We start from the raw sequence: 12,217 nt of genomic DNA, 5'->3' as shown, positions 1-12,217 counted from the left end.
AGGAAGATGGTAAATATGTTTATATTATGTATGGCACCCATAAGTCTGTAATATCTAAATTAGAAGGAGACATTCAGTCAGTTAAAGAAAAAATTTTAGATGAAAATATTGCTGAAGATAAAGTTGGGAGACTTATTTGTTGTCATACTTCTTCAAATATAACAATTAAACAAAAAGAAGATCTAGAAAAAATGGCTGAGCCTTACCAGCTGGAATTGATTGGAATTAATGAAATTGCTAATGATCTTAAAAAGCTAGATTTTCAATATTTAGCAAAAGAGTATCTATCAATCAGTGAATCTACAGAGCAAATTTGGTCTATCAATGACTTCATAAGAATTCATGATGAGAGTAAAACTAATGCTCCTATATCAAATGATTATATTGGAGATATAAGTGAAATTATAAATACCATTAAATCAAGTGAAAAACGAATTTTCTTAATATCTGCTAAGCCTGGAACAGGGAAAACTAGATTAGCAATTGAAATTTGCTCTTTGCTCGACCGAAATAAATATAACATTATTTGTGTTAAGAGCAACAATCAAGACATTTATCAAGATGTAAAACGCAATCTAAATTTACACAAAGAAAATATTGTTTTTATTGATGATGTTAATACCACACAAAATTATATTTCGACACTTGGTCTATTGAACACGACAAATAATATTAGTTTTATTCTTACGGTACGCGATTATGCTAAAGAAGATGTAATTAATAATATTAGAGTTTATGGGTACAATAATATTGAGCCAGAACTTTTAAAAGATGATAATTTCAAAAAATTACTCAGTCAATTCTCCCAGACTGAGTTTACTCGTAAAGAAATTGAGCATATTAAAACGATATCTAAAAGTAATCCACGTATTGCAGTCATTGCAGCGAAGTTATCTAGTTCTCAGGATTTGATTAATTTTAATGATGAGATTGATATTTTAAAAGATTACTATGAAGAAATTTTAAATAAAAACAACATTATTTATGCAGAACAAAAGACTTTATTTATTTTATCTTACTTAAAAAAGATTAGACTGGAAAGTTTAGAAGAGAACCAGAAATTCAATAAATTACTAAAATAACTGATATAACAAATACTGACTTTAAGAGTGCAGTGGAGAAGCTTCATGAGCGAGAGTTGTGTAATATTTATAACGACAAAATTGTAAAGATAGCAGATCAATCATTAGATGATTATATAGTTATCAAGTTTTTAATTAATAAGAAAATATCAATTTTAGAAATTTTACATGAGTTATATCCGGTAAACGATCAAAGATTTGTTCAAATATTAAATCAATGTTCCAATTTTATTAGGTCAAAGGATGATCTGGAAAGCATTTCAGATGCAGTTAGAACTTATTATGCTGAAAGTAATTTTGAAAATGACGAACTTAAAGAAAAATTTTTAATACAATTTGGAGTATTACTTCCTTTAGAAGCAATTTCACATGTTAAAAATAAAATTGATAATATAAAGTCTGAGGCTTATACAAAGACTAATTTTATTAATCAGAAAGATAAAAAGGAATCTATTGAGGATTCAGTTTTAAATATTGTATTTGTAACTACACGGACAAAATATTGTAGTCAAATTCTCCAATTATTGTTAAAGTACTTTGATAAAAATCCTAATAAGATTTCTGAGGTTTATAGTATTCTTGAAGCAAACTACGGTTTGGTTACAGAAAGAGAATATATTGATTATACCTTAGCTGAAAATACCATTTCTGAACTTGCTAATCTTGATTTGACAAAAAGTTATAACCAAGAATTAATCGTGACAATTTTGAAGCAGTATCTTAAAATTGAAATCGAAAGAACAGAAGCTCATGAAGAGACATTTACATTTGGGCGCTATAAAGTCCCAGATAGTGAAAAATTAAAACAGTATCATAGAAGTATACTAAAACTTTTAGCGAATTTGTATAATATAGGGAGTTATGAAACTAGATTTTATATTGAGAAAATGCTATATGATTACAGAAGAAAAATTTTGACCTATTCAGAAAGTCATTGTAATACTATCCTTGGAGATTTGAGAAATATTAGGAAATTATTTTTTAATGACATTAAAAACTTATCTATGATTGGAGAAAAAATAGTCTATGCTTTGCATAAAGCTGAAGTGAAAGAAAACTTACCGATTGTTTTTGATGATTATATAATCTCTGACAGACAAAAAATATATAATAATTTAACAAATCCTAAACATGCTTGGTTTTATGAGGATGATGCTGAAATTAAACTACAACAAATTGCAAATAGCTATTCAAGCAATTTGCAAAATATTTTCAATTTTGCAAATCAATTTAAAAATAGCTTGTTTATGAATGATATAAATATTGAACTGGTGCTATTTAATATGTTTTTGCTATTAAAAAATGATAATAAGATAAAATTTTTAAATTCTATGTTTAAATCAAACTATCATTTTGAAAACAGGACCCCTATTAGTTTTTTAGAAAATATTGAGAAAAGTTCAATGCGGTATGTTATTGCATCCTCTCCAGAATTAGAAAAATATGAATGGGAGCTTGCTTATTTAACTCAACTTGAAAAAGTAAAAAATGAAGATTTACAAACATTAAAGAGTATTCTAGAAGCTAATTCTTTACCATGTTATTTTACAATTTTAAATTTTGAGAGATTGATTTTGAAAGATCCTAGTTTAAAAGAGTTGTTAATACAAAAAGCGGTGAATAATAATTTTGTTATTTTTGATTTTATAAGAGAAGAAGAGGTGCCAAAATTAATAAATCTAATTGGAGAAAACGATTTAAAGTCTCAGTATTTAATCAATTTAGGGAGCAGTAAGGATCACACCTATAAGCTTTTTCAAAAATTAGGAGAAAATGATATTAATTTTGCGGTAGAAGTATTGAAGAAAATTGATGAGCTAAAAATGGGAAGCTCTAATTTAGGATACATGGTATTACATACTATAAATGGATTTAGAGATAAGAAAGAAATTTATAAAAAGTTTATCCGCTTTGCAATAAATAGGCCATATTACTACTATAACAATATGCTTGATGATATTCTAAAAAATGACAGTCAGATCATATTAGAAATGCTGGAGGCAACAAACAATGAGCAATTTGCAATTAGATTAGTCAATCTAGGTGTAGAAGTTATAGAAGATAGTAAGCAAAGATTACTATTATTTAAACTGCTCAAATCGAAAGAATTTGGTAAGAAGTCTTTTCAAGAAATACATTTTAGTCCGTATTCATATTTATTTACTGGTAGTCACGTTCCGGTCTTGGAACTAGAAAAAGAACTCTTAGAAAAGATCAAAGAAATATTTGAAGATGATATAGACTACATTAACTTGCTAATATACTTGGATAAACTAATTGATGGCAAGCGTAAAGCTATTGAAAGAGAATTGGAAAAAGAGTTTTAAGTAAATTATTTTCCACACCGCCTTTTCTGTCTTTGTCCGCCTTTCGTGTTATAATAAAACTATGGAAAAAAAGAACAAGTTATTATTAATCGACGGTTCGTCCGTTGCTTTTCGCGCTTTTTTTGCGCTTTATAATCAAATCGACCGTTTCAAGAGTCCATCTGGTCTGCATACTAATGCCATTTATGGCTTCCATCTCATGCTCAATCACTTGATGGAGCGCGTGCAGCCGACCCATATCCTGGTAGCTTTTGATGCTGGCAAGACGACCTTCCGGACCGAGATGTACGCCGACTACAAGGCAGGTCGGGCCAAGACACCAGATGAATTTCGTGAGCAACTTCCCTTTATCCGAGAAATGCTGCAGCACTTGGGCATTCACTACTACGATTTGGCTCAGTACGAGGCTGATGACATCATCGGGACTTTAGACAAGATGGCTGAAAAGACCCCTGTCCCTTACGATGTAATCATTGTCAGTGGAGATAAGGACCTGATTCAGCTGACGGATGACAATACCATGGTGGAGATTTCCAAGAAAGGTGTGGCCGAATTCGAAGAGTTTACCCCAGCCTACCTCATGGAAAAGATGGGCATTACACCGGAGCAGTTCATCGACCTTAAGGCGCTGATGGGGGACAAGTCGGATAATATCCCCGGCGTGACCAAGATTGGCGAGAGGACTGGTCTCAAGCTCCTCTTGGAGTACGGCTCTTTGGAAAATCTCTATGAAAATATTGACCAGCTCAAGGCTTCTAAGATGAAGGAAAATCTGATCAATGACAAGGACAAGGCCTTTTTATCTAAAACTCTAGCCACCATCAATACTCAGGCTCCGATTGAAATCGGGCTGGATGATTTGGTTTATAACGGTCCTCAGATAGAGACCCTGAGCAAGTTCTATGACGAGATGGGCTTCAAGCAGCTCAAGGCTCAGCTAGGGATTGGTCAGGAGCTGGTAGAAGTCAAACCAATTGAATTTACTAAAGTGACTGAGGTGACAGCAGATATGCTGGCATCGGAGCAATTTTTCTATTTTGAAATATTGGGTGACAACTACCACAAGGAAGAGATTGTCGGTCTTGCCTGGGGCGATAGCCGTCAGATTTATGTCGGCACCAGCGATTTACTGCAACAGCCTCTCTTTCAGGAATTTTTGGCAAAAACAGCTCTGAAAACCTACGACCTCAAGCGGACCAAGGTACTGCTCAGTCATTATGGTATCGAACTGCCAGTAGCAGCCTTTGATGCGCGTCTAGCCAAATATCTGCTTTCGACGGTCGAGGACAATGAGCTGGCGACCATTGCTCGCCTTTACGGCCAAATAATTCTGCCGACTGATGACGAGGTGTATGGCAAGGGAGTCAAGCGCGCTCTGCCGGAGCAAGAGCTGCTCTTTGAGCATCTAGCTCGTAAGGTCCAAGTACTGCTGGAAACAGAAGAGCCAATGCAAGAACAGCTCCGTTCCCACGACCAGCTGGATTTGTTGCTTGAAATGGAGCAGCCGCTGGCCTTTGTCTTAGCCAAGATGGAGATTGCGGGAATCAAGGTTGAGCGGGAAACCCTGCAGGGCATGCAGGCAGAAAATGAAAAGACGCTGGAAAGTCTGACCCAGGAGATTTATGATCTGGCTGGTCAGGAGTTCAATATCAACTCACCTAAACAGCTGGGAACTATTCTCTTTGAGGATATGGGGCTGCCGCTGGAGTACACCAAAAAGACCAAGACAGGCTACTCGACAGCAGTTGATGTGCTGGAGCGTTTAGCACCGATTGCACCGATTGTATCTAAGATTCTGGAATACCGTCAAATCAGCAAGCTCCAGTCCACTTATATCATCGGACTGCAGGAGGCGATTGCAGCTGACGGCAAGATTCACACTCGCTATGTTCAGGATTTGACCCAGACGGGCCGCCTGTCCTCGGTTGACCCTAACCTTCAGAATATCCCCGTTCGCTTGGAGCAAGGGCGCCTCATTCGCAAGGCTTTTGTGCCAGAGTGGGCAGACAGCGTACTACTCAGCTCGGATTATTCCCAGATTGAGCTGCGGGTGCTGGCTCACATTTCTCAGGATGAGCATTTGATAGCTGCCTTTCGGCATGGGGAAGACATCCACACGGCAACAGCTATGCGGGTCTTTGGCATCGAGAAGGCAGAGGATGTGACGCCTAATGACCGCCGCAATGCCAAGGCTGTCAACTTCGGAGTAGTCTATGGCATTTCCGACTTCGGTCTGGCCAATAATTTGGGAATTTCCCGCAAGGCTGCTAAAGACTATATTCAGACTTATTTTGAGCGTTTCCCTAGGATCAAGAATTATATGGAAACCATCGTCCGCGAAGCGCGTGATAAGGGTTATGTAGAGACCATTTACCATCGCCGTCGCTCCTTACCAGACATCAATTCCCGCAACTTTAACATCCGCAATTTTGCTGAACGCACAGCCATTAACAGTCCGATCCAAGGCTCTGCTGCAGACATTCTCAAAGTCGCTATGATTAATCTGGACCGAGCTCTGACAGAGAAGAATTTCAAGTCTCGCATGCTCTTGCAGGTTCACGATGAAATCGTGCTGGAAGTGCCAAATGACGAGCTAACAGCCGTCCGCCAGCTAGTCAAAGAAACCATGGAAGCTGCGATTGAGCTGGCCGTTCCGCTAGTAGCTGATGAAAATGCCGGCCAAACTTGGTACGAAGCAAAGTAAATCAAGATACAAAGAGCGTCAAAAACCGACTGAAAATTAGGAATCCGGACGAAGGAGCGATGCTCCTAGAACGGATTATCTATTTTCTAAGGTTTTAGCTCGGATTCAGTTAAGATGCAAATACTGCAAAACTATCCAACTTTATTATGAATGAGGAGGAAGCCTATGACTTATCATTTTCAAAATCCCAGTGACGGCGTTGTCAAGCGCTATCTAGAAATCAGCAAGGTGATTGCCGTTGTCGGCCTGTCTGACCGCGAAGAAACGACCAGCAACCGTGTGTCCAAGGAGATGCAGGAGCGAGGCTATCGCATTATTCCGGTAAATCCGCGGGCTGCGGGCAGTCAGATTTTTGGTGAAACAGTTTATGCCAGTCTCAAAGATATTCCTTTCCCAGTCGATATTGTTGATGTCTACCGCCGCAGCGAGTTTTTGCCAGATGTGGCACGTGATTTTCTAGAAGCGGATGCCAAGATTTTCTGGGCTCAGTTAGGCTTGGAAAATGAAGAAGCTGAGCAGATTCTGCGAGCAGCCGGTCGGGACGACATTGTCATGGATCGCTGTATTAAACGCGAGCATACACGCTTGATTTTGGGAGAGTAAGGTGGCGAAATTAGTTATCATCCGTGGCAATTCGGGTTCTGGCAAGTCGAGTCTGTCTAAGAAACTGCAGGCTCACTATGGTCGAGGAACTCTCCTGATATCACAGGATACGGTTAGACGGGATATGCTCAAGGAAAAAGTTGAGCCGGGAAATTTGTCTATTGACCTGACGGAAACATTGGCACGCTTCGGTTACGAACATGATTTGCTGGTTCTGGTAGAAGGGTTTTATGAGACGGACATTTACGGACAGATGCTAGAGCGGTTGAAAAAAATCTTCGCTCCGCAGGTCTTTGCTTACTACTATGACCTATCCTTTAAAGAAACAGTCCGCCGCCATCAGACCAGAGTTAAACAAGAAGAATTTACCCCAGCCGACATGAAGCGCTGGTGGAAAGACCGAGATTTCTTAGGCTGGGAAGAGGAATCATTCTTTAGGAATGAAGATTCTCTAGAAGCAGCCTTTGAGCGGATTGTTCAGGATTTGAATAGAGAAAAAGGTTGAGATTTGAGCTCAACCTTTTGTAATACAGTCATGAATGGCCAATCAACTCAGCTTTCTCTCTTCCTTCAGTTTTTCATAAAAGAGCACCCGAGCTGTTGTGATGTACGGATAGGCCACGACTCCAGCTATTCCCAGGGTAATACCGATCAGGATATACCAACCGATAAAGCTCAGATCCAGCAAGAAGCGTTTCCACTTATAGCCTTTCATCATGCGTCTGCTTTGCGTAATGATTTGCCAAGGACCTTGGTAAGTGCCTGTACTCAGTTGATCATAAAGGATGAAATCGGTCTGAGAGTAAGCGTAGTTGGCAATCAGGAATACTGCCGTACCAGCCAAGACGATAAGAGTACCGAGAAACATCATCGGGGCATAGCTGACAATTTGCTCTACCTCAGGACTATCAGTCGTCAATCGGGACAAATCTGAGATTTTTTCATAAATAGCCAGTACCTTGTAACTGCTGAAGACAAGAAAGAAGGAACCGACGAGGCTGATGGAATTCCACAACAAGAGGAGAAGGCTCTTAGTCAGCTGTGTGATAAAAATCGGTGAAAAAAGCTCTGCGGAAAAAACTCGGCGAATATCAGCAAGACCAACCGTATCGCGTTTTTTTCGGACAACTTCTATCATGCTAAAGCTAGCCGATAAAAAGAGCAGGGCGATGACAAATTCCACGATTTGCGGGAAAATCTGGCGACCAAAAATCACAACAAAGGCTTGATTGACTTCCAACTGGGGAATAATCTCCTCCAGATGACGGTTGGGAGACAGATAGGTAGATAAAATGGTTACCAGAGTTGGAATAGCAAAGAGCGAGAAAATGCCATTGGTTTGATTTCGGATAGTGCGTGCCTGGGCACGGATTTCGCTTAAATTCATACAGACCTCCATTTCATGATTTTTATTATACCACATATCGTGACAGACGAGACTTTTTTTGGTAAAATCATACGGTATCTTATGAACGATTACCGCTTATTTTATAGAAGAAAATAGCTGGGACTGTTTTTCCCAGCATCGGAGGTAAAAATGTCAGATTCACCGATTCAGTATCGTTTGATTAAAAAAGAAAAGCACACAGGTGCGCGCTTGGGAGAGATTATCACACCTCATGGCACCTTTCCAACACCTATGTTTATGCCGGTCGGCACTCAGGCTACGGTCAAGACTCAGTCTCCTGAGGAGCTCAAGCAAATGGGCTCTGGTATCATCTTGGCCAATACTTACCATCTCTGGTTGCGACCAGGTGATGAGCTGATTGCTCGTGCGGGTGGGCTGCACAAGTTCATGAACTGGGACCAGCCTATTCTGACCGATAGTGGTGGTTTTCAGGTTTATTCTCTAGCTGACAGCCGCAACATCACAGAAGAAGGGGTGACTTTCAAAAACCATCTTAATGGTTCCAAGATGTTCCTGTCGCCAGAAAAGGCCATCTCTATTCAGAACAATCTGGGCAGCGACATCATGATGTCCTTTGATGAGTGCCCGCAGTTCTACCAGCCTTATGACTATGTCAAGAAGTCCATCGAGCGGACTAGCCGTTGGGCAGAGCGTGGACTCAAGGCCCACACTCGGCCACACGACCAAGGTCTCTTTGGTATTGTTCAGGGTGCTGGATTTGAAGATTTGCGTCGTCAGTCTGCCCAGGATTTAGTCAGCATGGATTTCCCAGGCTACTCTATCGGAGGTCTGGCTGTCGGAGAGTCTCACGAGGAGATGAATGCGGTGCTGGATTTCACAACGCCCTTGCTGCCTGAAAATAAGCCTCGCTATCTCATGGGAGTTGGAGCGCCAGATAGCTTGATTGACGGTGTTATCCGCGGGGTGGATATGTTTGACTGCGTTCTGCCGACTCGGATTGCCCGAAACGGTACCTGTATGACTAGCGAAGGGCGTCTGGTTGTTAAAAATGCCCAGTTTGAGGAAGATTTTACGCCGCTGGATCACGACTGTGATTGCTACACTTGTACAAACTACACGCGCGCCTATATCCGCCACCTACTCAAGGCTGATGAAACCTTTGGTCTCCGCTTGACCAGCTATCACAACCTCTACTTCTTGGTAAATCTCATGAAGAAGGTTCGTCAAGCTATTATGGATGATAATCTGTTGGAATTCCGCGAAGACTTTGTTGAGCGCTACGGCTACAATCGCTCCAAGAGAAATTTCTAAGAGTCTTCATTAAGAAGGGAAGAAATATGTCTGATGAAGGAGAATTGTTGGAAAGCTTGGTAGACTACCTGTCGGATGGTCAAAAGCACACCCTGCGTATTTACGGTCATGGTGCTTCGGGTAAGTCAACTTTTGCTCGAAAACTCCAGCTAGCCTTGGGTGAGGAACGAGCCAATCTTCTGGAAACAGATCCTTATGTAATTACTGGGGAGTATCGAGATTTGCTCAGTTCTAAAGACTTTCCTCATCAAAAAGTAACGGCTTGTATTCCAGCCGTTCATGAACTCAGTAGTCTGGAGCGCGATATTTGTGCTTTGCAGTCTGGTCTAGATATTCTCACCATTGGCAAAGCTTGGTCACCAAGTTTGCGTTTGTCAGCACGAAAGCCAATTTTAATAGTAGAAGGCATGTCAGCAGCTTTTTTGCCTAAAAGCTTGTTTGATCTATCTATTTGCTTTTATACAGATGAGGAGACAGAACTAGAGCGCCGCTTGGCTCGAGATACAGCTGTTCGCGGCCGCAATATGCACTGGATTCGGCAAACGCACACCAGCCGCCGTCAGCAATATGAACACTACTATAAACTGTATCAGGAAGAGGCGGATATTCTCATCAGCCAGGCTGGAGAAGGCTTTGGAATAGATAAAATAAGCAATGGACTTGGGAAATAAAATTCCAGGTCTTTTGGTTTTTTGGCCTATTTTTTGGTAAAATAGATTTTATAGCAACGTTGCTAAATGCAGCAATTAACAGAATTTTTGGCTTGATTGACTCAGCAGTGATCTAGGCTTGCGGGAGTTGGTCGGTCTGCAGCAGTAGTGAAAAGGATGTAGGAGAAATATGCGTATCAAATGGTTTTCAATGGTTCGAGTGACAGGCTTATTGCTGGTTCTCTTGTATCACTTTTTTCAAAAATTATTTCCCGGGGGATTTCTCGGTGTTGATGTCTTTTTCACCTTTTCAGGTTTTCTGATTACAGCGCTCTTGATTGATGAGTTTTCTCAGAGTAAAAAAATAGAGCTTCTAGCCTTCTTTCGCCGGCGTTTTTATCGGATTGTTCCCCCTGTCATTGTCATGGTATTGGTGGTCATGCCCTTTACCTTTTTGATTCGCCGGGATTTTGTGTCTGGTATCGGAACGCAGATTGCGGCAGTCATGGGCTTTGTGACTAATTTTTATGAAATAATGACGGGTGGAAGCTACGAGGCTCAGTTTGTTCCACATTTATTTGTTCATAACTGGAGTCTGGCTGTAGAGGTTCATTATTATCTACTTTGGGGACTGGCTGTCTGGTACTTGGCCAAATACTGCAAAACAGCCGGTCAGCTGAGGGGCAGTATCTTTTTGCTGTCTTCGTTGGGCTTGCTTATCAGCTTTCTCAGTATGTTTATTGGCGGCCTTTTAGGACTCAGTTTTTCGGGGCTTTATTTCTCAACATGGACTCACATTTATCCCTTCTTTGTCGGTAGTATTCTAGCGACCCTGACTGGTATCAAACAGATGACAGGCCTGTTAAAGAAAGTGATTCACTCTTGGTCTTTGCGAGAAGCTTGTCTGGTCTTTGCGGCGGGAGCGGGTCTCTTAGTCGTGATGATGCTTTGGGTCAAGTTTGATTCACTTTTTACCTATTTATTTGGCTTTCTTTTGGCCAGTTTGTCAGCGGCGGCTATGATATTGGCTACGCGGGTCTTGCATGAGAAAACTCCAGATCTAAAAGAACCGCTGGTTTTAACAATGATTGCTGATACGAGTTATGGAGTCTATCTTTTCCACTGGCCTTTCTACACAATTTTTTCACAACTGATGGGCAATCTGCCTGCGGTGATGTTAACAAGTCTTCTTTCTCTTGCTTTTGCCGGCCTGTCCTTTTATGTTATTGAGCCAATCATCGCTGGGAAATCCCCTGCTTTTCTCGGTTGGGACTTGCATTTTCCGCAGTTAAAAAAGGTCTTGGCAATCAGTTCGCTAGTTTTGTTTCTCATCAGCCTGTTGGCTATCGGACTCGCTCCGAAGATTGGGGCGTTTGAGACAGATATGCTAGTCAATGGCCTTCATCAGGCAGACGCCAAGCTAAATCAGACTAAAAGTCTTGCAGAAAAAGGAGAAGCCAGTAAGTACAATATTGCAGACGGTGTGACGATTATTGGCGATTCTGTGACCTTGCGGGCTAGTACCCCGCTCAAGGAAGTTCTGCCAGATGCACAAGTCGATGCCCAAGGCAGTCGCAACACAGCTCAGGCTCGTGAAATTATGAGCAACAACGCTGCGGCTGGCGGCTTGCTCAAGACTGTCGTGGTAGCAACCGGTGTTAATATTGTCTTTAACTATGAAGAAGAACTGAACGAGTTGGTCAAAGCCTTACCGAAGGGGCACAGGCTTATTCTGGTAACTCCATACGATGGTAACTCAGACAAATATGACAATCCTGTCGCTGAAAAGCATGCACAATATGCCAGAGAGTTGGCCGAGAAATATGCCTATGTCACCATTGCCGACTGGAACGCTGCTGCCAAGGAGCATCCAGAAATCTGGGTGGGTAGTGATCATATCCACTTTGGAGAAGATGCAGACACAATTGCTGCAGGTGGTCGACTCTATGCACAGGAAATTAAAGATGCTGTTGCAAAAGCAGCAGATGGACCTGTAAAACACAAGTAAATTCCTGAGGCATGGGGACGTCATCCTTGCGGTTAAAAAATCTATACAAGTCCTTTAACTAAGCCAGTAGGAAATAAACTGACTTTAAGAAATAGAAGGATTAGTTTGTCTTCTTACCAAGTAATTCTACCTACTTTTATATCAAGAAAAAATGATTTGTAAG

At 40.9% G+C, this 12,217-nt stretch carries 7 protein-coding genes and 1 pseudogene; 7 read left to right on the top strand and 1 reads right to left on the bottom strand.

The window, feature by feature from the left end; translation table 11 throughout:
* The 4 genes and pseudogenes from STRDD04_RS09200 to STRDD04_RS09185 all read left to right on the top strand — a co-directional run.
* Nucleotides 1-3,409: pseudogene (locus STRDD04_RS09200) on the top strand (ATP-binding protein); the annotation flags it as partial.
* A 61-nt stretch (nt 3,410-3,470) separates the two neighbouring features.
* Nucleotides 3,471-6,113, top strand: a complete 2,643-nt coding sequence (gene polA / locus STRDD04_RS09195) for a DNA polymerase I (protein WP_062201698.1) — start codon at nt 3,471-3,473, stop codon at nt 6,111-6,113.
* Nucleotides 6,114-6,278: 165 nt separating this feature from the next.
* A complete protein-coding gene (locus STRDD04_RS09190; RefSeq protein ID WP_062201696.1) occupies nt 6,279-6,716 on the top strand; it encodes a CoA-binding protein in 438 nt (145 codons plus the stop codon).
* A gap of 1 nt (nt 6,717) precedes the next feature.
* Nucleotides 6,718-7,221 (top strand): kinase, encoded by a 504-nt coding sequence (locus STRDD04_RS09185; protein WP_037616443.1) that lies wholly within the window; start codon nt 6,718-6,720, stop codon nt 7,219-7,221.
* A 42-nt stretch (nt 7,222-7,263) separates the two neighbouring features.
* Here STRDD04_RS09185 and STRDD04_RS09180 read toward each other — a convergent pair whose 3' ends face one another.
* Nucleotides 7,264-8,103 carry a DUF975 family protein gene (locus STRDD04_RS09180; protein WP_062201693.1) on the bottom strand — a complete coding sequence of 280 codons (840 nt, stop codon included), beginning with the start codon at nt 8,101-8,103 and terminating at the stop codon, nt 7,264-7,266.
* Nucleotides 8,104-8,253: 150 nt separating this feature from the next.
* Here STRDD04_RS09180 and tgt point away from each other — a divergent pair, with 150 nt between their 5' ends.
* The 3 genes from tgt (at nt 8,254) to STRDD04_RS09165 (ending at nt 12,054) form a co-directional block, all read left to right on the top strand.
* Complete coding sequence (gene tgt, locus STRDD04_RS09175; RefSeq protein ID WP_005591306.1) at nt 8,254-9,396, top strand: tRNA guanosine(34) transglycosylase Tgt; 1,143 nt, start codon at nt 8,254-8,256, stop codon at nt 9,394-9,396.
* A gap of 26 nt (nt 9,397-9,422) precedes the next feature.
* Nucleotides 9,423-10,067 (top strand): uridine kinase family protein, encoded by a 645-nt coding sequence (locus tag STRDD04_RS09170; protein ID WP_062201691.1) that lies wholly within the window; start codon nt 9,423-9,425, stop codon nt 10,065-10,067.
* Between the two features lie 169 nt (nt 10,068-10,236).
* Nucleotides 10,237-12,054 carry an acyltransferase family protein gene (locus STRDD04_RS09165; protein ID WP_062201689.1) on the top strand — a complete coding sequence of 606 codons (1,818 nt, stop codon included), beginning with the start codon at nt 10,237-10,239 and terminating at the stop codon, nt 12,052-12,054.
* Nucleotides 12,055-12,217 lie beyond the last annotated feature (163 nt).

The organism is Streptococcus sp. DD04 (assembly GCF_001578725.1).
GTDB lineage: Bacteria > Bacillota > Bacilli > Lactobacillales > Streptococcaceae > Streptococcus > Streptococcus sinensis.
The sequence above is the reverse complement of the archived record's forward strand: the minus strand, read 5'-3'. Positions and strand labels throughout refer to the sequence as shown.